The organism is Herbaspirillum sp. Her4, assembly GCF_057961335.1.
Genome location: NZ_CM176330.1, coordinates 2,516,087 through 2,537,289, shown reverse-complemented (window position 1 = coordinate 2,537,289; position 21,203 = coordinate 2,516,087). Strand labels below are relative to the sequence as shown.

Genomic DNA, 21,203 nt, shown 5'->3' with positions numbered 1-21,203 from the left:
CGGCTTGACCGGCTACGATCTTAAACGCTGCGCGAGATCGGCGTGGCGGTCACGGTCGGCGCAGTCTCCGCTGCCACGGCACGCTGGCCATGACGATAGCGCAGCAGGAAGATGCCGATGGCCAATGCAGCGACCAGTCCCGGCACGGCGAACACCAGGAAATTCATCTTCAGCGGCAGCGCGGCCGCCATCAATGCACCGCCCAGCAGGGGACCGACGATGGCGCCCGAGCGGCCCACACCGGAAGCCCAGCCGAGACCCGTGGAGCGGATCGCCAGCGGATAGAACTGGGCCGTATTGGCATACAGCAGGATCTGCGTGCCGATGGTCGTGGCACCGGCCACGATGATGAGCAGGTACAGCACCGGGGTCGGGCTGTTGAAGCCGAGCAACGCAATGGCCACCGTGCCGACCGCGAAGAAACTCACCACCACCTTGGGCAAGGTAAAGCGGTCTCCCAGCCAGCCGCCGCCGATGGCGCCGACCACGCCGCCGAAGTTGAGCGCCAGCAGGAAGGACAGCGACGACCCCAGGCTGTAACCGGCGCTGGCCATCAGCTTGGGCAGCCACGAACCGAGCGCATAGACCATCAGCAGGCAGCAGAAGAAGGCAACCCAGATCATCAGCGTGCCGAGGGTGCGCTCCTGCTTGAACAAGTCCAGCATCGGCGCGCCAGAGCCCTTGGCATCACTCTGCACCAGCTGCACATCGGCACCCAGCACCGCTTGCGGAGCGACCTGCGCCAGCATGGCACGGGCCTGCTCCTGCTTGCCCGCACGCAGCAGGAAGCCGACCGATTCCGGCAGCTTCCACAGGATCACCGGCAGCAGCACCAGCGGTACGGCCGCGGCAAAGAACATCGATTGCCAGCCGAAGTTGGGCAGCATCCAGATACCCAGGCCCGCGCACAGCACGCCGCCCAGCGAGTAGCCGCTGAACATGATGGCCACCAAGGTACTGCGCAGGCGCTTGGGCGCGTATTCATTCATCAGCGCCACGGCATTGGGCATCAGACCGCCACAGCCGAGGCCGGCGAGGAAACGGAAAATGCCAAACTCACCGGGCGAAGTGGCAAAGCCGCTCAGGAAGGTGGAGACGCTGAAGAGCACGAAGCTGATCGCCACGCCCTTCTTGCGGCCGATGCGGTCGGCCAGCGGGCCGAAGACGAAGGCGCCGAACATCATGCCGAACAGCGCATAGCTGCCCAGCGCGCCGGCCTGCACCGGCGACAGGGACCACTCCTTCATCAGCACCGGCAGCACGGCGCCGTAGATGAACAGGTCATAACCGTCGAACACCAGCAGCAATGCGCACAGGCACATCACCATCCAGTGGAATTGCGTGAAACGCGCGCCATCGATGATCTGGCTCACTTCCTGGGTCTTCATGGGTCTCCTCCGTTGTCGTTTGTCTTGCGGGATTGGCGTTGTTTTGCGTTCTTGTGTTTGTCATGCCCGGCGTTTTTCTTGCAGTAATCCAGTGCGAATCAGGCCTGTCCCTTCTTGCGCAGATGCGCCACCGCCTTGATCTCGATGATGTAGCCCGGCGCACCGCCGAGCATGTGCGCGCCAATCGCCGTCCAGGCCGGCAGCGGATAGGCGTTCAGGTAGCGGTTGCGCACCTTGATGAACAAGGGCAAATCGCGCATGTCGGTATGGAAGGTGGAGAGATCGACGATGTCGTCCAGGGTACCGCCAGCCTTCTCCAGCACCCGCTTGAGGTTCTCGAAGGCCTGCACGATCTGGGCTTCGCGCGGCTCCACCAGTTGCATGTCGGGACCGCGCCCGATCTGGCCGGAGACGTAGAGAACATCGCCGACCAATACGCCGGGGGCATAACCGATTTTTTCGTAGACGTCTTCCATTCCCTCGGGAATGATGGCCTGGCGTTCAGACATGGTGTCTCCGTTCAATGAAGTTGATTGAGAGGCCTCAGCCATTGTCGCCACCGGCGACCGGCAATACGGCCCCGGTGATGTAGCTGGCCTCGTCGGAAGCCATGAAGAGGATCGGTGCGATCTGCTCTTCCAGCGTGGCATAGCGTTTGAAGAAAGTGGAGCCGGTCACCTGCTGCACGGCCTCCTGCATCCATGCCTGTTCCTGCGCGCTGTCGCCCTGCGCATTGCGCGGCACGCGGCGTGGTGGTGCCTGGGTACCGCCGGGCGCGGTGGCCACCACGCGGATGCCCTGCTCACCATATTCCATGGCCAGTGCCATGGTCATGGCATTGACGCCGCCCTTGGCCGCCGAATACGGCACCCGGCGAATGCCGCGCGTAGCGTTGGAGGACACATTGACGATGGTGCCCCGGCCCTCCCGCAACATGTGCGGCAGCACCGCGTGGCAGCCGTAGAGCGTGGGCATGAGCGAGCGGCGGATCTCGGCATCGATCTGATCCGCTTCGAATTCGGCGAAGGGACGCATGCGGATGGCACCGCCCACGCCGTTGACCAGCAGGTCGATACGGCCATGCAGTTCGATGGCGCGGGCCATGGCGGCCTGCGCGCCGTCATGGGTTTCGAGGTCGGCGACGAAGCCGGTGGCCCGTCCTTCGGGCGCTTCCATCGCCACTTCATGGATGAAGCCGGCGCGGTCCACCATCAGCACCTGGCCACCTTCAGCCGCAATGCCCAGCGCCACGCCGCGCAGGATGCCCTGGGCGGCGCCGGTGACCACGGCCACCTTGCCGGCGAAGCGTGCGCGGGGGAGCGCTGCGCTCATGCCGCCACCGCCACCGGCTGGCTGGTGACGAACTTCTCGTAATGGAAACTGGCCGGGGCGATGCCCTGTGTCTGGAAGTGCTTCTGCACCGCTTCCACCATCGGCGGCGGACCGCACAGGTAGACATCGACTGCGCCATCGTGCAGCACCTCGGCCGGCATGTGCTGGGTCACGTACCCCTGACGAGGATGGCTCGTTGTGGCATCGGCTACACAGGTGGTGAAGCTGAAGCCGGGCAAGCGTTTCGCCAGGTCTTCAAGACGATCCACCAGTACCAGGTCCTGGTCGCGGGTGACGCCATAGATCAAGTGCACCGGCTGCTGCACGCCCTGCTGCACCATCTCTTCCAACATCGCCAGGAACGGCGCCAGCCCGGTACCACCGGCCAGCATCAGCACGGGCTTGTCGACCGGGCGCAGGTAGAAGCTGCCCAGCGGACCGGTCATCTCCAGCGCATCACCGGTGGCGGCCTTGCCCAGCCAGCCGCTCATCAGGCCACCCGGCACGTTCTTGATGAGGAAGCTCATGCGCGTGGCCCCCGAGGGCGAACTGAACGAATACGAACGATGCTGGCCGCTGCCCGGCACGGCGATGTTGACGTATTGCCCCGGCAGGAAAGCCGGTGCATCGGCCGCCACCTCCAGCACCAGTTCGAAGGCTGCCTCACCGAAGGCGGTGACCTCGGCTACCTTGCCACCGAACTTCGCGCTGCCGGTCTTGCAGGCGGTAGAGGCAACCGGTACGGCAACCACGCAATCGGATTGCGGGATCATCTGGCAGGTCAGCACGAGGCCTTGTTCGGCTTCATCGCTGCTGAGTGCATCGTCGATATAGTCGTCGCCCAGGTCGTACTGTCCGCTTTCGGCGCGGCACTTGCAGGTGCCGCACACGCCGTCGGAGCAATCCATGGGCAGGTTGATGCGTTGGCGGAACGCCGCGTCCAGGACTTTTTCCTTGAAACCGCACTGGATGATGCGGGTCACCCCGTCTTCGAAATTGAGGGCAATGCGATAGCTGCTCATGTCATGTCTCCTGCGGGCTGGTCAGACGTGATAGACGTCGATGACCTGGCGGATGTAGTCGTTCTTCAGGGCGATCTTCTTGCGGGCGATCTGGAAGCCGCCTTCGGTCTTGCGCAAGCTGACCAGGGTGGTGCCGAAGAACTGGTCGGTGATCTTGTAGCGGTGCGACAGCGTATGGAAGTTGTAGCGCACTTCAACCACATCGTCGTGCTCGTCCAGGATCTCCACATTGGCGATCATGTGGCTGGTGCGCGGCTCCGGCATGGAGGCACTGGAGCGCTCGGTCTTGATGCGGAACACGCGGTCTTCCAGTCCATCGCGGTTGGCGTAGTAGATCAGCGAGATCTCGCGCTGCGGGTCTTCGGTAAGCTGGTCGTCATCGTCCCAGGCCGGCATCCAGTATTCGACGTCCGGGGCGTACAGTTCCAGCCAGGATTCCCACTGGCGTTCGTCGAGATAACGCGCCTCGCGATAGAGGAAGGCGCAGACTGCATCGAGTTGGGCAGGTTGGTTCATGCTTGTGCTCCTTGCTCTGCGGCCGCACGTTCCTTGCTGACGGCCTTGCGCATCTGCTCGGTCCAGTAGTGGTGCTGGCAGACGAAGAGCCCTTCGTCCTCGCTGCGTTCACCGCTCAGTTTGGGGTTCATGCCCATCTTCTTCGCATTCTCGTCCGGACCCTGCTTCCACAGCGGCGCGCCCCGGCTCATGTCGTTGTAGCGCACGGCCGATCCGGCATAGCCGGCCTGGCAGGCGCGGAATTCTTCCAGGTCGTCGGCGGTGCCCATGCCGGAGACATTGAAGAAATCCTCATACTGGCGAATCCGCACGCGGCGATCTTCTGCGCTCTCGCCCTTGGGGCCGAAGCAGAAGATGCTGATCTCGGTCTGGTTCACGCTGATGGGACGGGCCACGCGGATCTGCGTGCCGAACTGGTCCATCAGGAACACGTTGGGATACAGACACAGGTTGCGGGTCTGGGCCACGATGGTATCGGCGCGTGCCTGGCCGACGCGGGCGGCCAGTTCTTCACGCTGGTTCCAGATCGGGCGCACTTCCGGATTGAGCGTATTGGTCCACAGGAGGATGTGGCCGTTCTCGAAACCGTAGACGCCGGCCACGGCCTTGCTCCAGTTGTTGGCATCGGTGGCCTTGGTGCCGCCTTCCTTGCGGCGGCTCATGGTGGCGGCGTAGTTCCAGTGCACCGAGCTGACATGGTAACCGTCGCAACCATTTTCCATCTGCATCTTCCAGTTGCCGTCATACAGGTAGCTGGAGTTGCCGCGCAGGACTTCCAGGCCATTGGGGGCCTGGTCGACGATCTGGTCGATGATGACGCGGGTCTCGCCCAGGTACTCTTCCAGCGGCAGCACGTCTTCCGAGAGGCTGCCGAAGAGGAAGCCGCGATAGTTCTGGAAACGCGCCACGCGGGTCAGGTCATGCGAGCCGTTCTTGTTGAAGGACACCGGATATTCGGTGGTCTTCTCGTCCTTGACCTTCAACAGCTTGCCGCTGTTGGAGAAAGTCCAGCCGTGGAACGGGCAAGTAAAACTGCTCTTGTTGCCGTGCTTGCGACGGCACAGCATGGCCCCCTTGTGGGCGCAGGCATTGATGACCGCGTGCAGCTCGCCGTTCTTGTCGCGGGTGACCACCACCGGCTGGCGGCCGATCCAGGTGCTGTAGTAATCGTTGATCTCGGGGACCTGGCTCTCGTGAGCGAGGTAGACCCAGTTCGATTCGAACAGGTGCTTCATCTCCAGCTCGAACAGGTCAGCGTTGGTGAAGATGTCGCGGCGGCAGCGGAAGATGCCGTTGGTGGCATCTTCGTCCAGGGCGGTGTCGAGCAGGCGCTCGACCTCTTCATACTTGTCGGCGGCAAGGGTGGTCATGTCTTTTCTCCAGGGTGCAGCCCGCCTGTCGCGATGGGAAACCATCGCGGCAAGGCAGTCGGCGGGGATGAGGCTGGCCTGCGCCAGCGGCTGGCGCAGGACGATCGGGCGATCAGGCGGCCAGGCGCGGACGGTCCACGACCTGGTTGTCGGCACCGTTGACCAGCGAGGTCAGGTTGATGTCGAAGACGATCTCGGCGAACGGGCCTTCCAGTCCCTCGGCCTTGATGCTGGCCGCATCGGTACGCTCGACCAGCGGCGGCACCAGGCCTTCGCGGGTGGCGTAGGCAAAGTCGTCATAGATCAGCGGATCGCCTTCGATGTTGATCTGCGTGGTCAGCTTGCGATGGCCATCGGCGGTGACGAAGAAGTGGATGTGTGCCGGACGGTTGCCGTGGCGGCCCAGCTGGTTCAGCAGACCCTGGGTCGGGCCGGCCGGCGGACAGCCGTAGGCGGCCGGCATGATGCTGCGGAATTTGTAGCGGCCCTGGGCATCGGTGATGATGGTACGGCGCATGTTGAAGGGCTTCTGTTCACCGGTCGGGTCGAAGTGCGAATAGAAACCCTTGGTGTTGGCATGCCAGACTTCGACCTGCGCGCCCGCCATGGGCTTGCCATCCGAGCCATAGACAGTGCCGTGCATGATGATGGTCTGGCCGTTCTTGTCGCTGCCATCGTCCAGGCGCGCGAAGCCCTGCTCCACCGGCGCACCGGCCACGTACAGCGGACCTTCGATGGTGCGCGGGGTGCCGCCGGTGATGCCCAGTGCGGCGTCTTCGGCATCCATGCGCATGTCCAGGAAGCGATCCAGGCCCAGGCCCGGCGAGAGCAGGCCGGCTTCGCTGGCAGCGCCCAGGCGATTGACGTAGGCCACGCCGGCCCAGTATTCGTCGGAGGTGATTTCCAGGTCTTCGATGGTCTTGAACAGGTCGGACAGGATGCGATGCACGATCTGCTTGGTGCGCGGGCTGCCGCCTTCGGTGTCGAGGCCGCTGGCCAGGCGCAGGAAGTCCTGGACTTCGGGGGTGCTGAAAATCTTGGCTGCCATGTTGAGTCTCCTTTTGGATTTGTTGATTGGGGAAGTGCGTTTTCTTGTTTTATCCGGCCAGTGTGGCCGGCCTCGCTGCTGTCACTGTCGCCCCTTGCTTGCGGTCGCGCCGGAAGTATTGCACACGCTCCTCATCGAGCACGATGCCCAGGCCGGGGCGGTTGGGTATGGCCAACTGGAAATCCTGGTATTGCAAAGGCTCGGCCAGAATTTCTTCGGTCAGCAGCAGCGGACCGAACAACTCAGTCCCCCACTGCAATTCACGGAAGGTGGCGAAGGCATGGGCCGAGGCGATGGTGCCGATGGCGCCTTCGAGCATGGTGCCGCCGTAGAGCTCGATGCCGGCCGCGTCGCCGATGGCGGCCACCTGCTGGGCGGCGCGCAGGCCACCCGATTGTTCGATCTTGATCGCAAACACATCCGCACCGCCGATGCGCGCCAGTGCAAAGGCCGAGGCCGGACCGGTCAGCGATTCATCGGCCATGATGGCGATGGCGTGCTTGCCCTTCAAGCGGGCCAGCGCCTGGGCCGAGGCCACCGGCTGCTCCACCAGTTCGCAGCCGGCATCGACCAGGCCAGCTAGGCCGCGCTGAGCTTCCAGCTCGCTCCAGGCCATGTTCACATCCACCCGCACCGAGCCACGGTCACCGAGGGCCTTCTTGATGGCGGCCACGTGGGCCACATCGGCCTCGACTTCGCGGCGGCCGATCTTGAGCTTGAAAATCTTGTGGCGGCGCGCGGCCAGCATGCGTTCGGCTTCGTCGATATCTTTGCCGGTGTCGCCGGAGGCCAGGGTCCAGGCGATCGGCAGGCTTTCGCGGGCGCGGCCGCCGAGCAGTTGCGAGACCGGCAGGCCGGTGCGCTGGCCCAGGGCATCGAAGAGCGCCGTCTCGATGGCGCACTTGGCGAAACGGTTGTCCTGGATGGCCTTGTTCAGGCGCGCCATGATGGCCGGGATCAGGCTGGCATCGGCGCCCAGCAGCAGCGGCGCGAAGTAGGTATCGATGGCCAGCTTCATGCCCTCGGGCGATTCGGCGCCGTAGGCCAGGCCACCGATGGTGGTGCCCTCGCCCACGCCGACCGTGCCGTCGGAGCAGTACAGGCGCACCAGCATCAGGGTCTGCCCGTTCATCGTCGCCATCGACAATTGATGGGGACGGATGGTCGGCAGATCGACCAGGAAGGTCTCGACCCGGTCGATCAGGGCCGGGGCCGCAGCGTGAAGGTGTTGTGGGGTATCCATGGACTGCATTGAACACCCGGAAGCCCTGCCATTGCCAACACCAAATTCGTCTAGTTTCATACCTTTTTTATATAGTTTGTAAAGGCTCCTATAAAAATCAAAGGATTAGACATCATTAGTTTCTGTGAGATATGATTTTCGGCCATGGACATCAGACAACTGAAATACTTCGTGGCCGTGGCCAATACGCGCAACTTCACGCGCGCCTCGGAACAGCTGCACATTGCGCAGCCGCCACTGTCGCGCCAGATTCAGCTGCTGGAAGAAGAACTGGGCGTGCAGCTGATCCTGCGCAACAGCCGACCGCTGCGCCTGACCGAAGCCGGCCGGGTGTTCTACGAGCAGGCGCTGCAGATCCTCAACCGGCTGGAGCAGTTGAAGAACGCCACCCAGCAGATCGGCCTGAACCAGCGCCAGACGCTGTCCATCGGCTTCGTCGCCTCCACGCTCTATGGCGGCCTGCCGGTGCTGGTGCGCAAGCTGCGCCAGCATTATCCGGAGGTGGACATCCAGTTGCTGGAGCTGACCTCGATGCAGCAGTTCGCCGCCCTCAAGTCGGGGCGCATCGATGTCGGTTTCGGGCGCATCCGCAGCAATGATGCGACGGTGGCGCGCATCGTCCTGCGCGAAGAAAAACTGGTGCTGGCCATCCCGCCCTCTTTCCCGCTGGCCGCCAGCCATCAGCGCGTGAGCCTCAAGGAAGTGCATGGACAGAAGCTGATCGTCTATCCCAAGGAGCCGCGTCCCAGTTTCGCCGACCACATCCTGAGCCTGCTCAATGACCAGGACATCCATCCGGCTGAAGTGCACGAGGTGCGCGAGATCCAGACCGCGCTGGGCCTGGTGGCGGCCGAATCCGGACTGTGCCTGATCCCGGCCTCGGCGCGGCTGCGCAATGACCTGCATTACCGGCTCATCGACGATCCGCGCGCGACCTCCCCCATCATCCTCACGCATCGCATCAACGACAATGCCTGGTACATCGAGGCCATCAAGCAACTGGTGGCCGACATGTATGCCGAACGCCCGGCCTGGCTGGACATCGAGACCAGCTCCTTCCCGGCGACCGGTTTTCCGAATCCCGAACGGCGCGAGTGAGAGACCATCACGATGCGCCCCCAGCGCTCATCCTGCGCGTAGTTGACGCGCAGCAAACCGTCTGCCCAAGTTGACAGTTGCCCGCACGGACGCCTACACTCGTTTGTGCGAACAAAGGATTTATGTTCGTTTATCGAACATCACGATTTCCCGCCCCGCGTTCATCATCGCGACCAGGGCGCGCGCTGCACGACATTCCACCCATAACGACAACGGAGCACACATCATGCTGTTCATGGTTCAAATGCAGGTCAACATTCCCGCCACGCTCGACAAGGCCGTGGCCGATCAGCTGAAGAAAGACGAGAAGGAGATGTCGCAGAAGCTGCAGCGCGAAGGCAAGTGGCGCGACCTGTGGCGCGTGGTCGGGCAGTATGCCAACGTGAGCATCTTCAACGTCTCCGGCAATGATGAGCTGCACAACATCCTGTCGGCCCTGCCGCTCTATCCCTTCATGACCATTTCGGTCACTCCGCTGACCCAGCATCCCTCGGCCATCGCGCAGATTGGCTGATTCCCGGCGTATCTGACGCTTTTTGATTCACACACGCCCGTCACCACCGCCCGGTGGCGCGGGCCAAGGATTTACTCATGCCCTTTGCAACCCTGAACGGAATCAAACTGCATTACCAGCTCGACGGCGACGCAGCCTTGCCGGTGCTGGTGCTGTCCAACTCGCTGGGGACTTCGCTGGCGATGTGGGATCCGCAGATTCCCGAACTGAGCAAGCACTTCCGCGTGCTGCGTTATGACACGCGCGGCCACGGCCAGTCCGAGGTCACGCCCGGTCCTTACACGATTGCCCAGCTCGGCAGCGACGTCATCGCCCTGCTCGACCAGCTCGACATCAAGCAAGCGCATTTCTGCGGCCTCTCCATGGGCGGCAGCACCTTCATGTGGCTGGCGGTGCATCATCCGGACCGCGTGGCCAAGCTCATCCTCTGCAATACCGGTGCCAAGATCGGCACGCCCGAGGCCTGGAACAGCCGCATCGAGACCGTGCAGCGTGATGGCCTGTCGGCCATTGCCGCTGCGGTCGTTTCACGCTGGCTCACGCCCGAGTATGCCGAACAGCATCCGGAGCAAGTGCAGGCATTGACGGCCATGCTGCTGGCCACGCCGGCGGAGGGCTATGCAGCCGCTTGCGCAGCGGTGCGCGACAATGATCTGCGGGAAGCGATTGCGGGCATCCGCGCGCCCACGCTGGTGATTGCCGGCAGCGGCGACGTGCCGACGCCACCGGCCGATGCGCAGTTCATGCGTGCCACCATTCCGGGTGCGCTGTATGTGGAATTTGATGCGGCCCACATCTCCAACCAGCAACAGCCACGCGCCTTCACGCAGGCGGTGGTGCAGTTCCTGACCGAAGCGGCCTGAGAGCGGGAGCCCCGGCAAGGGGTGAACGGGGAGCGCTTGTGTGAGCTTTGCAGGAGGCCACTATAATGGCGGCCATGTGAATTTTTGTTAGTGTCTGATCAACGCACTCACATGGTCTCCTGTTACGAAATTACCGCCGAATCTTCCCCGTTCACCTTCCTGGTCTGGTGTGCAGCCAATGACGCACAATGGTTCGTCAGCGGCGTGGAAATCCGTCATGACACCATCGGCAAACTCTTCCCCAAACGTTCCCTGCCGGGCCGCTATCCCTCGCGGCCGCTGGCCCTGGCGCGCGGCATTCACTGGTGTGAATCGGTGGCCTACCAACTGCTGGAAGCCGATGTGCCGGAGGTAGCGGAGGAGTTCCTGCCACCGCAGGCGCGGATGATTCGCGAGATGCGCTAACGGCAGCTTGTTTGAGGATAATTTCCTGCACAGCGGGCAAGTCTCCTGACTGCGCAGGTCCTGCAGAGCGGAGACCGGAGTGACCGGCTAAAGCCAGGCTTCCTGTTCGGCCTTGCGTCCTTCGGCCTGCATCGCCACACACAAGGACCGCAAAGACTCCGGCAACTCCTTCCTTGCCAACAGGGTCGTCAGCAAACGATGGTCATGCGCGTTCAACGGCCAGCGCTGCGTGGTGTTTTCCCACTGCGCCAAACCCATTTGATACGGTTCCCACGCCAGTCCGGCACGGGTCCAGCGCGCCCCTGCCGTGCAGGCGATATCCACCCCTGCCGGATCGGCATCGGCACTGATCCAGGCTGGTGCCGGTGCCAACAGCAGGAGATGCGACACCGTATCCAGCCAGGCCGCCGAGGGCCGCCCCGGCATCCACAGCAGCGCCACCCCAAGCGGACGCTGGCGCGCCTGGTGTTCGAAACTGGCACGGTTTTCGATCAGCCACCAGCGTTGCGGCGGCGTGATGCGGTCACAACGCTGCAGGTCCTCCAGCGGCAACCCGAGGCAATGCAGAGGGGCCAGTTCCACCCTGCGCGCTTGCCATGACAGCACCAGATCACCGGCCAGCCATCCCACTTGCGCGAAGTTGGCGATGCCGAGCCGTTCAAGATCAAACATCGAATCCAGCCAGCGCCATTCGCTGTTGCTCAGGGCCTTGGTGAGGTCGCGTGCATGCAAGGCGAAGTTGCGGCGCAATCCCTGCTGGCCGCTGTCGTGCCAGGAAGCGATCGCTTCCAGCAAACCCAGGCGGTCGGCCAGCAGCTCGCGGCGCAAGCTCTTGTCGGCCTCCAGCGCATCGAGAGCCGCCATCAGTTCATCCAGCAGATCAGGATCGAGCGCCACCGATGCGCTGGCTTGCGTGCGCAGTTCCAGCCAGCGCCGCGATTGCGCCAGCAGCGCCTCGCGTTCCTGCTGGCGTTGACCGGCATGCGCAATGCCCAGCAAGGATTGCAGCTGGCGCAGATCGCGCCAGCTCAGGGATTTCCACAACCAGTTGCCACCGCTCAGTTCCTCGCGCAGGCTGACCCAGCCCTCCTGCAGCAGGCGCTGACAAAGGCGTTCGGCTTTTTCGATGGACAGGCCCGCGCTGCCGGCCTCCTTGAGCAAGACCTCGCGGCTGCGCGTGACGGCCTCGCCGCGTGCCCAACGCAACAGGGCCGCACGTTCTTCGGCATCCAGCAAAGGCAACACCGATGGCAGCTCGCCCGACGATTGCAACTCACGGCCCTTGCGGCCGCGTGGCGTCTCGATCAGGCTGCACATCGGTGAGCCCCTCAGGCATCCAGCCGCAAGCGCCGCTGCAGCACGCCGATGGGCGGCGCCCAGCGGGCCTCGCGCGGTTTCTTCGAGGTGACCAGCGTAATGTCGGCCGGCTCGAAGACTTCGACGTTGTGCGTGATCGGCGTGGTCAGCACGTATTGCGCGCGGGTCGATTTCAGGAAGTTGCCGACCAGCTGGATGTTGCGCACGTCGAGGTGGGCAAAGGGTTCGTCGATGAAGACGAAACCGCCCGGCATGTCGTCATCCTTCAACAGCCCCACCAGCAGGATCAGCGACTTGATGACCTGCTGGCCGCCCGAGGCTTCACCGTCGTTCAGGCCGATCTCGCCCTTGCCGTCGAAGTTGAAGCTGACCTTCAGTTCGGCCTGGCGCAGGATGGTGTCGTCATTGTCCAGATGCGGCAGATCGGCGCTGACCACCACACCGGCCAGGGCACCGAGGTCGACGATGTTCTTGCGATAGCGGCGTACCGTCGCGCGCAACACGTCGATGTAGCGTTCACGCGCATTGCCGACGGCTTCCTCGGCCTGGTGATTGCTGATCTTGCGCGAATCCAGTTCGTTGCGCTGGTTGCCGACCGTGCCCTGCATGATGAGGTGCTTGTCCTCGACCGTGCCATCCTTTTCCCAGTGGCCGGTTTCCAGTTCGTTTTCGACGGAAGCCATACGCAGCTCGGCCTGCTTGGCGTTGCTGTATTTCTCGTAGAGCGCCTGCACCGTCGCAGTCGCAATCCAGTGCGCAGGGAAGCGGCCCTTCTGCGCACGCGAGGCCAGCGCGCGGGCGCGCTGCTCATCGTGACGCACGCGCCAGTCACGCTCCTGCCCCGCAAGATCGCCTTCGCTGTCGCGCAGGCGGCGCTGCAAGGCATCGAGCTTGCCATCGAGGATGGTGCGCTGTTCGATGGCGTCCGCGTACTGGGCATCAAACTGGCTCCAACGTTCACTCGCCGCCACGCGCGCGGCCTTCAATGCGGGCAACTGACGGCGCGCCTGTTCGAACTCTTCACTTCGCTTCGCCAGCGCCTCTGCTGCGAGGTGGCCCTCGGTGGCTTTCTTGGCGGCGTCGAGCTGGCGCTTGACTTCGCTCTGCTTCAAGACGATGTCGGTCAACTGTTCGTCCAGCGTGGCCAGGCGCTTCTGGATCGAGGTCTGGCGCGCGGCCATGGCGGCCGCACCGAACTGGTAATCGCCCGGATCGCGCCACACGCTGCGCCCGCCCCGGCCATCGCGCCAGTAGGCTTGCGGCGTGATCCATTCGCCACCACTGCTTGCGCCTTCGACCGTATCGGCCACACGGCGGATCTGCGCCAGTTGGCGCAGCAGCCAGGACGGGGCCTTGGCCGAGAAGCGCAACACCGCCAACAGGCTCTCTGCGGGCGGCTGCGAGGTCGCCGTGGCGGCATCGGAGACCACGTAATGGCGATAACGCTCACGCTCGGCCAGCGCCATGGCGGCGGCTTCATCCTTGGGATCATCCAGCACCACCACCCAGCACGAAGCACGCAAGACGCCTTCGGCGGCGGCACGCCACTGGTCGTCCGCAATCTCGATCACATCGGCCAGCAGGTGATGGGCGATGCCGGCCTGGCGCAAGGCCCGCGTGAATTGCTGCACGTCATTCGGGCGCGGGGCCTGGCGTTGTCCGGTCAGGCGGTCCAGCGCGCCGCTGGCATCCTTGCGTTGCTGCTCCAGGTCACGCCAGCGATCGTGCAGCGTGCTCTTCTGCTGTTCCAGTTCCTCCACGCGGGCCAGCAATTGCGTGGCATCGCCTTCCACCGCGGACAGGGCCAGCAGTTCATCGGCCTGCTTGACCAGTTCCTCCACCGGTTTCTCGGCATCGCGCGCCTTTTGCTGGGCTTGCTGGGCTTCCGCCTTGTCGCGTTCCAGCGCAGTCACTTTCTCGCGTGCCGCCTGCTGCTGCGTCAGCAGGGACGACAGCAGCAAGGTATCGTTGCTGCGCTGGCGGCGCAGGTGATTGTGATGCAGGCGCTGGCGATGCAGTTCGCGCAGGCGCGTGGCCGTGCCTTGGCGCTCTTCGTGCCAGCGCAAGACCGGAATGACCTCGGTGGCCAGCGTCTCGCGCTCGCGCAGCTTGCCCTGATAGGTGCGATACAGCGTGACGCGGCTGTCCAGCTGCGCCAGTTGCGCTTCGCTGTAGGCCAGTTCCTGTTCGGCCAAGGTCACCTCGGCGGCCAGGTCACGTTGATGGCGGCGGGCTTCCTCGTAGCGGTCCAGCACTTCCTGGTCGCCGAACACTTCGAACACCAGGCGCAGCAATTCCTTGGGCGAGAATTCGCAGAGGCGGTCAGTCTGGCCCTGCTCCAGTGCCAGCACGCGCGCAATCGCGCGCGACAGGCCGGCCCCCTCCAGGCGCTTGCGCCAGTGGTCCAGGCCCAGCCAATCCTTCTCGGGCAATTGCGCCAGGGTTTCGATGGCGACGTCGCCATCGCTCATGCAGTAGCGGCGCTGCCAGTCGCCGCCGTTGCGCTCGATGCGGCAGGCCAGCGTGACCTGGTCCGCATAGAGCAGGTTGCGCGCGAACGGACGGGTCGAGGTCTGGCGGCCATGTGGACGGTTGTCCACCGTGGCGCGCAGCCAGGTGGTGTCGGCATTGGCATGGCGGGCGTAGGTCTTGTAGCTGCGACCGCCCGAGCAATCCAGGCCCAGCAGGGTGCGCATGGCGTCCAGCAGCGTGGTCTTGCCGGAACCGTTGGGGCCGGCGATGGTGATGATGGAACCGTCCAGGGGCAGCGTCAGGCGCTGGCAATAATCCCACTGCAGCAGTTCCAGCGATTGCAGGTGGAACATCAGGCGTCTCTCTCTTCGGATGGTTCGTCGGCGGCGTCGGCCTCAGCCTCGGCCTGCGCTTCTGGCGCAGTGTCCGCCTCCTCGCGCGGGGTAGCGCGGGCCAGTACATCGCCCAGGGCGCCGTCGAGGATGCGCGGGGCCAGGGCATCGTAGTCCAGCAGCAGGTCCAGCAAGGGGCCTTCGGCAATGTCCACGCCACGGCGCACGATGAAGCCGTGGGCTTCGAGGCGGCGCAGGTTGGTGTCCATGCGCGTCTTCTTGCCGAGCTGGTTGCCGAAGTCGGCCAGCAGCGCCGTATAGGACACCACCGGGCTGACCTCGGCTGCCGTCGGCATGGGCTTGTCGGTGTGGAACATCTCGTCCTGCTGCTGGGCATCGTCACCGGCGGCGCGCGCCGACTGGCGCTCGCGCTTGGGCAGCACGATCAGCGCCCACAGCACCACCAGCAGCGAGATGGCATCGCGCGGCAGGTCAAGGTTGTTGTTGGCATTCATGCCGGCCTCGCCGAAAACGGCCGATTCGGCCGGGCGCACCAGCGCCACGCTGATGTGATCGGCGTGGATGTTGTCCACCAGGCGCAGGCCAACCTGGGCCAGGCGGTCCTGCAGGGCTTGCCACAGGTCGGCATCGACCAGGGCGCGGCGCACGCGCGGGTGCTTGCGGGGCAGCCAGCGGCGCGCCAGCAGTTCGGCGGCCAACAGGCCGGCCTCGTCTAGGGTCTCACTCATTCGGTCTTTCCCGGGATGGATCTGGATGGACGGCCCCGGCGCTCATGGCGGCGACATCGGGGTCATCGACTTTGTCGACACGCGGCAGGAAGCCGGCTTGCCAAGGCAGGCGCGCCAGGTCGCCGGTCTGCCCTTGCAGGGTGCGCGCCTGGGCGTCCCCCAGCAGCGGCAGCAATTGCAGGCGATACGCGGCCTTGCCGAAGCTGCCGCCCAGCACCACCGAGGTCAGTGGCTGCGGTTGCAATTCGCTGGCGTCCTCGCCTTCCGGCAGGGCCCCCAGGCGTGTCAGTTGTTCAATCAGTTCGCCCAGCTCGACCGGCATGCGCAGCGCTTCGATCTTGCCTTCCACGGCCTGGGCCGGAGGCGGCAAGCCTTGCTGGCGCTGGGTATCGGGACGGTCGCGCTCGAATTCGCCTTCGGCCACATCCAGCAATTCGTGGCCGCTGACGAAGACCGGCTTCACACCGATGGACAGCGCCTCCCCCATCAGCGAAGACAAGTCAGCATGCGATTGCAGCCAGTGCCGCACGTCCGAGCTGGTCACGCCGGTGCTGCCGAGGGTGACGCGCTGGCGGTCGGCCTGCTGCAGGGCGCGGGTGAACTGGCTGGCCATGGTCAGCAGGCGCGCCTGGCCGTTGCCGAGCGCACGCGCTTCGCGTTCCAGGCGGGCGTCGGCATGTTCGCTGCGGATCAGGGCGGTCAGCGCTTCACCGGCGCGATTGACCAGCTTCAGGGCGCGTTCGAATCGCGGCTGGGCCTGGCGCAGCAAGGCTTCCGAACCGCTGGCAATGGCATCGGCGAACTGGTCGTGCAGGCGCGCCAATTGCGCATGCAGGTGGCGGATCTGGCTGGCATCGGACAGGCCCAGTGCCTGGGCCCCGGCCACTTGCGCCAGCAGCGCGGCCATTTCGTCATCCTCGCCGACGGCGCGCGTGAGCGGGGCCAGCAGGGCTTGCACCTGCTGGGCGATGGGCGAGAGCTGGTAATCCTGGCCGGTGGCGTCCCAGACCAGCAGACCCAGATCGCGCAGGCGCTTCAGGGCGGCTTCCATGGCCTCGGGCTTCAAGGCATAGAACAGCTGGTTCAGGTCCTCGCGCTGCAGGCGGCCCTGCGGCTGCGCCGCCAGTTCGAGGAACATCCAGATGCGCAGGCGCGCGGCAGCCTGGCCACCGGAGACCAGGCCGCGCAGCGCGTCCAGCACGTCCAGCCGCTGGCCCAGGCCCCCAGGCCAAGGGCGCTTCGGCGGCTTGCGAAGGATCGCGGAAGTAGCTCTCGAAGGAGCCGGAGTCATGCTCGTCCGCAAGGGGAGCGGGGTCGAATTCTTCTGTCAATTTGTCGTGGAGGTTGACCAGGCAGTGCCTGGATCCTGCCCGGTCGGTGGGCGGACCGGCAAGTTTAGCAGGCCCGGGGGACCTGCCTCCAGCAAAGCGGAGGGCGGCACACATGAAAATGCGCCGGAAAGGAAATGATTTATTACATTAATGCAACGTTAATGCCCGTTGAGACAGCATTAACGCCAGCTTAATGATGGATCAGCGGGCCAGTGAGATCGCTTCGTAGGGCGTCTGCAGGTCGCGCTCGGGGATTTCCCAGACCACCAGCTTGGGCGGCGTCTGGGTGAAGGCGGGATTGGCGAAGTAATCGCGGGCGCTGCCGGAGAACTTGCCGCCATCCTTGGCGAAGCTGCCGATCTTCGCGCCCAGCGCCATCTGCAGGAAGCCGACGAAGCTGGAATTACGCGAAAAGGAGGTCCCGATCAGGGCCACGTTGGGCAACTCGCCGTCGCCCAACAGATCGTCGAGATCATCGCCGCCCTTGGCGACGGCGCCCTGCCCTGTGGCGGCCGCTTCCGTGAAGACGGTGGCGGCCACGCTTTCCGGCGTGGGTTGCCAGCGCAACGGCAGCCAGTCCAGTCCGGCCAGGTGCACCAGGTCGCCGGGACGCTGTGCCAGCTTGCCCGGCTGGGCGGTATAGGCCTGCTGCGGCGTGGCCTGCACGCCAGCGGCCGTGATGCGCGCGGCGATGGCCTGCGCGGCGGCGTTCGCGCCGGTCTCGTTCCAGTGCGTATCGGTGTGCAGGTAGGCCGAAGCACCGAGTGGTGCCAGCGCGGGGGCGAGGTCGATGGCGGCCACGCCATCCTGATTCAGTTCGCTCACCCATTGCGCGGCGCGCGCATTCAATTCGGCCGGACGCGTGAGGCCGCACAAGGCGCTGGCGGCGATGCGGCTCTTGTCCGGCACCACCGCCACCAGCAGGCCGATGCCACGTTGGGCCAGCGCCTGCCGGATGGCCAGCACTGCGGCGCGCTTGGTCTGCGCGTTGGCTTGTGCGTGGCGATTGACCTGCAATTCTTCGGCCAGGAACAGCCAGCCGGGGCAGCCGGTGCGCACGCGCGGGCCGGTATCGCCCAGCAGCAGCCAGCTGCCGGCGCGCTCCAGTTTGGCGGCCTGGTCCGGCAGCCAGGCGTTGGAAAGCTGCTTGGCCAGTTGATGCGTCAGCTCGCCATGCAAGGCGTCGTCGCGCGTCCAGCTGGCGGGTAGCCAGTCGATCTTGCCGGCGTACACCAGCCAGCCGCAGGAGATCAATCCTGCACACAGCACGGCGGCCAGCGCGGCACCGGCCCAACGGCTGGCGCGGCGCGCCATGGCGCTGGGCTCAGGAGGCGTATGTGCAGCGTGAACGGGGGGCGTGCTCATCGTCGGCTCAGAACTGGAAGTAAAGGAAAGGCACGGTCTCGCGGCTGGCGATCAGTGCAAAGGAGAGCAGGAAGGCGGCAATCGGCCACGCCCGCACGAACCAGAGATAGAGTGCGCGTTCGCCCCAGCGCGCCTCCAGCGCCGCCTGCCACAGCGGGGCGACGATCCAGAACAAACCCAGCAGCACGGCGAGCGCCTGCACCGGCCGCAGCATCACGGCCAGCGCATCGCTCAGGCCAGTGCCATGCAAGCCGAACTGGCCCGCATACATCGTGGCAGCGGTGGCGAAATCCGGCGCGCGGAACAGGGTCCAGGCCAGGCACACGAACAGCAGCGTCAAGCCATGGGCCAGCCACGAAGGAATGGACGGCAACGAAGAACGCGACCACGCGCGGTCGATGCACAGCGCCACGCCATGCGCCGAACCCCACAGCAAATAATTCCAGCTGTCGCCGCCATGCCAGAGACCGGCGATGGCCATGGTCAGGAACAGGTTGCGATAAGTCTTCCAGACGCCGTGGCGATTGCCGCCCAGGCCGATGTAGAGATAATCGCGCAGCCAGCTGGAGAGCGAGATGTGCCAGCGCCGCCAGAAATCCTGGATGCTGCCGGCCAGATAGGGATGATTGAAGTTCTCCGGGAAGTGGAAGCCCAGCATCAAACCGAGGCCGATGGCCATGGCGCTGTAGCCGGAGAAATCGAAGAACAGCTGCATCGAATACGCCAGGCATCCGATCCAGGCATCGACCAGGGTCGGATGCTCCAGGTGGAAGGCTGCATCCACCAGGGGCGACAGCGTATCGGCCACCAGCACCTTCATGGCCATGCCGACCATGAAGCGGCGCGCACCGAGTGAGAAATTTTCCCAATTGAACCAGCGCTCGCGCAACTCGCGCTGCACCCAGTCGTAACGGATGATGGGGCCGGCAATCGAGTGACCGAACATCGAGATGTAGGTGGCGTAATTGATGAAGCTGCGCTCCACCGCCACCGTGCGCCGGTGCACATCCACCAGATAGGAAATCGCCTGCAGCACGATGAAGGACAGGCCCGCCGGCAGCGCCACCTTCTGCCACGCCAGCGGCATGGCACCGTAGTGCTGCATCAGATCGCTCACGGTGGCAGCGACGATGTTGGCGTACTTGTACCAGACCAGCACCGCCGTGTTGAACACCACCAGCGCGATCAGCAGCACGGGACGGCGCAGACTGCCCTGCCCTTCCTCACGCGCACGGGCGCGGTCCACCAGCAGGCCGCCAACCCAGGCCACGATGGTCAGCACCACGTGCAGGGACAGGAACAGCGGACTCAGCCAGCCATAGAACAGCCAGCTGCCCGCCAGCAGCACGCCATTGCGCCCGCGCTGCGGCACCAGGGCATAGACCAGCAGGAACAGCGGCAGGAACAGCGTCAGGAATTCAAGCGAGGCAAAGACCATGGCGTGGTGCAGTCGGCGTCAGTCAGCGTAAGTCAGCGTCAAGCAATCAGTTGGCCAGCTTGTCAGTCGCGGCCAGGAGGCGCGGACCGCTGGCCGAGGGCAGCAGCAGGACGCTGTAGCGCTCGCCCGCTTTCAGTTCGCCCAGGTCCAGCACCGGGCCTGTGTTGGTCCCGCCGCAGACCAGTTGCACCGACAGCTTGACCGGATTGATGGAACGGCGCTGCAGGCTGCCTTGCGCCACGCCCTTGAACAGGTCGGCAGTGCGGCCGGCCGGACGCAGGGCTGCAGCGGCACAGGAAGCATCGAGATTGAAGAAGGCCAGCGAGGCCTTCAGGCCATTGAAGTCATCCGGATTGTCCTGCACCGTGACCTGGCGGATGCCCTTGGGGTCCGGCAGCACCACCACCGTGGCGAACTCGCCCGGCTTGGCCTGCACGCCCAGCTCCAGGCTCTTGCCCGCCACCGTCAGCGTGCCCTTGATGGTGGACTTGGCCTGCACCGGGAAGAAGGACGAGACCGGCTTGGCCGCGTCCAGTTTCAGCGGCGGCTGGCCCTTCTGGGCCACCACTTGCAGCGCGTCCGGCGTGGCGTTGATGAAGCGGATGAAAGCGGCATCCTCGGCCGGGCCGGTCGGATACAGCGGAATGTCAGCGGCCATCGCCCCCGCGCAGCCCAGCAGGGCCGCGCTCGCGGTCAGTGCGCGCAGCACGCTCATTTCTTGCCTCCCTTGGCGCTCACGGCATCGGCCGGCAGCTTGCCCAGCGCATCGCCGATGGCCGAACCCCAGGACTTGTAGCCGGCCACGGTGAAGTGCTGGCCATCGGTGGTGATCCATTGGCCCGGCTTGGACATGGCCAGCGAATCTATGTAGGTGCAAGGTGCCACGTTGGCAGCCAGGAACTGCGACATCAGCTGGGTGCGTGCATCGTTCTTCTGGTACATGCCGCCGGCCTTGCCCCAAGCCGGTCCGACCCAGGCGCACTTGGTGCCGGTGGCGGCAATCGCCTTGGTCAGGCTGGTCACGCTTTGCCAGGCCCAGGCCTTGGGGAAAGCCGGCTTGTCGTAGGAGGCCATGGTGTCGCCGATGACCAGCACCACCAGGTCCGGTTTGTCCTTGGCGATCAGTTCGGCGATGGGCGTGGTGCTGGCATCGCGGCCCTTGATCTGGATCTTGCCGTTGTCGATCTGCTCGGCACCGCAGTCGACCTTCTTGGTGGTCAGCCAATCGCCGGCACTGGCACCGCAGGCGCCGATGGAGTGGACCTTGGCGCCCATCTGGACCAGCTTGGCATTGAGGGGTTCGGTGAGGTGGTCGGCCAGGCTCATGTGGCTTTCGCCCAGGACCAGGATACTCAGACCAGCGAGAATGGATGCAGCTGCCATGGCAATCTCTCTATCAA

Annotated in this window: 19 protein-coding genes and 1 pseudogene; 4 read left to right on the top strand and 16 right to left on the bottom strand. The window is 64.8% G+C overall.

The annotated features are described in order from the left end of the window. Positions 1 to 20: 20 nt before the first annotated feature. The 8 genes from ACWFUC_RS11510 to ACWFUC_RS11475 all read right to left on the bottom strand — a co-directional run bounded on the left by ACWFUC_RS11510 (position 21) and on the right by ACWFUC_RS11475 (position 7,919). Entirely contained in the window at positions 21 to 1,388 is a 1,368-nt protein-coding gene (locus ACWFUC_RS11510) for an MFS transporter (RefSeq protein ID WP_489624931.1), read from the bottom strand. A gap of 98 nt (positions 1,389 to 1,486) precedes the next feature. Continuing rightward, positions 1,487 to 1,897: a RidA family protein gene (locus ACWFUC_RS11505; RefSeq protein ID WP_039788846.1), complete on the bottom strand. Its 411-nt coding sequence runs from the start codon at positions 1,895 to 1,897 to the stop codon at positions 1,487 to 1,489. Positions 1,898 to 1,931: 34 nt separating this feature from the next. Further along, positions 1,932 to 2,720, bottom strand: a complete 789-nt coding sequence (gene benD / locus ACWFUC_RS11500) for a benzoate diol dehydrogenase BenD (RefSeq protein ID WP_413459453.1) — start codon at positions 2,718 to 2,720, stop codon at positions 1,932 to 1,934. Beyond that, positions 2,717 to 3,742: a benzoate 1,2-dioxygenase electron transfer component BenC gene (gene benC, locus ACWFUC_RS11495; RefSeq protein ID WP_489624930.1), complete on the bottom strand. Its 1,026-nt coding sequence runs from the start codon at positions 3,740 to 3,742 to the stop codon at positions 2,717 to 2,719. Before benC ends, benD begins: the two co-directional genes overlap by 4 nt. Positions 3,743 to 3,763: 21 nt before the next feature. Beyond that, the gene (benB, locus tag ACWFUC_RS11490; protein ID WP_343741946.1) at positions 3,764 to 4,258 is read right to left on the bottom strand and encodes a benzoate 1,2-dioxygenase small subunit; all 495 of its coding nucleotides are present in this window, start codon (positions 4,256 to 4,258) and stop codon (positions 3,764 to 3,766) included. Beyond that, a complete protein-coding gene (locus ACWFUC_RS11485; protein ID WP_121038029.1) occupies positions 4,255 to 5,628 on the bottom strand; it encodes a Rieske 2Fe-2S domain-containing protein in 1,374 nt (457 codons plus the stop codon). Before ACWFUC_RS11485 ends, benB begins: the two co-directional genes overlap by 4 nt. 112 nt (positions 5,629 to 5,740) lie before the next feature. Next, a complete protein-coding gene (gene catA / locus ACWFUC_RS11480) occupies positions 5,741 to 6,676 on the bottom strand; it encodes a catechol 1,2-dioxygenase (RefSeq protein ID WP_121038026.1) in 936 nt (311 codons plus the stop codon). 49 nt (positions 6,677 to 6,725) lie between these two features. Next, positions 6,726 to 7,919 carry a muconate/chloromuconate family cycloisomerase gene (locus ACWFUC_RS11475; RefSeq protein ID WP_413459448.1) on the bottom strand — a complete coding sequence of 398 codons (1,194 nt, stop codon included), beginning with the start codon at positions 7,917 to 7,919 and terminating at the stop codon, positions 6,726 to 6,728. 144 nt (positions 7,920 to 8,063) lie between these two features. Between ACWFUC_RS11475 and ACWFUC_RS11470 the strand changes: the two genes are divergently transcribed. The 4 genes from ACWFUC_RS11470 to ACWFUC_RS11455 all read left to right on the top strand — a co-directional run bounded on the left by ACWFUC_RS11470 (position 8,064) and on the right by ACWFUC_RS11455 (position 10,799). Further along, a complete protein-coding gene (locus ACWFUC_RS11470; RefSeq protein ID WP_039788858.1) occupies positions 8,064 to 9,017 on the top strand; it encodes a LysR family transcriptional regulator in 954 nt (317 codons plus the stop codon). 226 nt (positions 9,018 to 9,243) lie between these two features. Beyond that, the gene (gene catC, locus ACWFUC_RS11465) at positions 9,244 to 9,531 is read left to right on the top strand and encodes a muconolactone Delta-isomerase (RefSeq protein WP_013233325.1); all 288 of its coding nucleotides are present in this window, start codon (positions 9,244 to 9,246) and stop codon (positions 9,529 to 9,531) included. Positions 9,532 to 9,608: 77 nt separating this feature from the next. Further along, positions 9,609 to 10,394 (top strand): 3-oxoadipate enol-lactonase, encoded by a 786-nt coding sequence (pcaD, locus tag ACWFUC_RS11460; protein ID WP_489624929.1) that lies wholly within the window; start codon positions 9,609 to 9,611, stop codon positions 10,392 to 10,394. 111 nt (positions 10,395 to 10,505) lie between these two features. After that, positions 10,506 to 10,799 carry a hypothetical protein gene (locus tag ACWFUC_RS11455; RefSeq protein WP_489624928.1) on the top strand — a complete coding sequence of 98 codons (294 nt, stop codon included), beginning with the start codon at positions 10,506 to 10,508 and terminating at the stop codon, positions 10,797 to 10,799. Positions 10,800 to 10,886: 87 nt separating this feature from the next. On the opposite strand, the gene ACWFUC_RS11450 is transcribed toward ACWFUC_RS11455, so the two are convergent. The 8 genes and pseudogenes from ACWFUC_RS11450 to ACWFUC_RS11415 form a co-directional block, all read right to left on the bottom strand. Beyond that, on the bottom strand, positions 10,887 to 12,116 hold the full coding sequence (locus ACWFUC_RS11450) for a DUF2399 domain-containing protein (protein ID WP_489624927.1): 1,230 nt from the start codon (positions 12,114 to 12,116) through the stop codon (positions 10,887 to 10,889). A gap of 11 nt (positions 12,117 to 12,127) precedes the next feature. Next, complete coding sequence (locus tag ACWFUC_RS11445; RefSeq protein ID WP_489624926.1) at positions 12,128 to 14,941, bottom strand: ATP-binding protein; 2,814 nt, start codon at positions 14,939 to 14,941, stop codon at positions 12,128 to 12,130. Further along, a complete protein-coding gene (locus ACWFUC_RS11440; RefSeq protein WP_489624925.1) occupies positions 14,941 to 15,669 on the bottom strand; it encodes a hypothetical protein in 729 nt (242 codons plus the stop codon). Before ACWFUC_RS11440 ends, ACWFUC_RS11445 begins: the two co-directional genes overlap by 1 nt. Continuing rightward, a pseudogene (locus ACWFUC_RS11435) lies at positions 15,662 to 17,000 on the bottom strand (hypothetical protein). Before ACWFUC_RS11435 ends, ACWFUC_RS11440 begins: the two are co-directional and overlap by 8 nt. Before the next feature lie 201 nt (positions 17,001 to 17,201). Beyond that, a complete protein-coding gene (locus ACWFUC_RS11430) occupies positions 17,202 to 18,365 on the bottom strand; it encodes an alginate O-acetyltransferase AlgX-related protein (RefSeq protein WP_489624923.1) in 1,164 nt (387 codons plus the stop codon). Positions 18,366 to 18,372: 7 nt separating this feature from the next. Then, positions 18,373 to 19,803 carry an MBOAT family O-acyltransferase gene (locus ACWFUC_RS11425; RefSeq protein WP_489624922.1) on the bottom strand — a complete coding sequence of 477 codons (1,431 nt, stop codon included), beginning with the start codon at positions 19,801 to 19,803 and terminating at the stop codon, positions 18,373 to 18,375. Positions 19,804 to 19,849: 46 nt separating this feature from the next. Beyond that, a complete protein-coding gene (locus tag ACWFUC_RS11420; RefSeq protein ID WP_121038002.1) occupies positions 19,850 to 20,518 on the bottom strand; it encodes an alginate O-acetyltransferase AlgF in 669 nt (222 codons plus the stop codon). Beyond that, complete coding sequence (locus ACWFUC_RS11415) at positions 20,515 to 21,186, bottom strand: SGNH/GDSL hydrolase family protein (protein WP_121037999.1); 672 nt, start codon at positions 21,184 to 21,186, stop codon at positions 20,515 to 20,517. The genes ACWFUC_RS11420 and ACWFUC_RS11415 overlap by 4 nt, the downstream gene beginning before the upstream one ends. Positions 21,187 to 21,203: the final 17 nt, after the last annotated feature.

What these genes read in the sequence shown, in the direction of transcription:
- ACWFUC_RS11510 (WP_489624931.1), bottom strand. Translation starts at nt 1,388, where the DNA reads ATGAAGACCCAGGAAGTGAGCCAGATCATCGATGGCGCGCGTTTCACG.
- ACWFUC_RS11420 (WP_121038002.1), bottom strand. Translation starts at nt 20,518, where the DNA reads ATGAGCGTGCTGCGCGCACTGACCGCGAGCGCGGCCCTGCTGGGCTGC.
- ACWFUC_RS11485 (WP_121038029.1), bottom strand. Translation starts at nt 5,628, where the DNA reads ATGACCACCCTTGCCGCCGACAAGTATGAAGAGGTCGAGCGCCTGCTC.
- benC (WP_489624930.1), bottom strand. Translation starts at nt 3,742, where the DNA reads ATGAGCAGCTATCGCATTGCCCTCAATTTCGAAGACGGGGTGACCCGC.
- benB (WP_343741946.1), bottom strand. Translation starts at nt 4,258, where the DNA reads ATGAACCAACCTGCCCAACTCGATGCAGTCTGCGCCTTCCTCTATCGC.
- ACWFUC_RS11425 (WP_489624922.1), bottom strand. Translation starts at nt 19,803, where the DNA reads ATGGTCTTTGCCTCGCTTGAATTCCTGACGCTGTTCCTGCCGCTGTTC.
- ACWFUC_RS11445 (WP_489624926.1), bottom strand. Translation starts at nt 14,941, where the DNA reads ATGTTCCACCTGCAATCGCTGGAACTGCTGCAGTGGGATTATTGCCAG.
- benD (WP_413459453.1), bottom strand. Translation starts at nt 2,720, where the DNA reads ATGAGCGCAGCGCTCCCCCGCGCACGCTTCGCCGGCAAGGTGGCCGTG.
- ACWFUC_RS11455 (WP_489624928.1), top strand. Translation starts at nt 10,506, where the DNA reads ATGGTCTCCTGTTACGAAATTACCGCCGAATCTTCCCCGTTCACCTTC.
- ACWFUC_RS11450 (WP_489624927.1), bottom strand. Translation starts at nt 12,116, where the DNA reads ATGTGCAGCCTGATCGAGACGCCACGCGGCCGCAAGGGCCGTGAGTTG.
- ACWFUC_RS11470 (WP_039788858.1), top strand. Translation starts at nt 8,064, where the DNA reads ATGGACATCAGACAACTGAAATACTTCGTGGCCGTGGCCAATACGCGC.
- ACWFUC_RS11505 (WP_039788846.1), bottom strand. Translation starts at nt 1,897, where the DNA reads ATGTCTGAACGCCAGGCCATCATTCCCGAGGGAATGGAAGACGTCTAC.
- catC (WP_013233325.1), top strand. Translation starts at nt 9,244, where the DNA reads ATGCTGTTCATGGTTCAAATGCAGGTCAACATTCCCGCCACGCTCGAC.
- ACWFUC_RS11415 (WP_121037999.1), bottom strand. Translation starts at nt 21,186, where the DNA reads ATGGCAGCTGCATCCATTCTCGCTGGTCTGAGTATCCTGGTCCTGGGC.
- ACWFUC_RS11475 (WP_413459448.1), bottom strand. Translation starts at nt 7,919, where the DNA reads ATGGATACCCCACAACACCTTCACGCTGCGGCCCCGGCCCTGATCGAC.
- pcaD (WP_489624929.1), top strand. Translation starts at nt 9,609, where the DNA reads ATGCCCTTTGCAACCCTGAACGGAATCAAACTGCATTACCAGCTCGAC.
- ACWFUC_RS11440 (WP_489624925.1), bottom strand. Translation starts at nt 15,669, where the DNA reads ATGAGTGAGACCCTAGACGAGGCCGGCCTGTTGGCCGCCGAACTGCTG.
- catA (WP_121038026.1), bottom strand. Translation starts at nt 6,676, where the DNA reads ATGGCAGCCAAGATTTTCAGCACCCCCGAAGTCCAGGACTTCCTGCGC.
- ACWFUC_RS11430 (WP_489624923.1), bottom strand. Translation starts at nt 18,365, where the DNA reads ATGAGCACGCCCCCCGTTCACGCTGCACATACGCCTCCTGAGCCCAGC.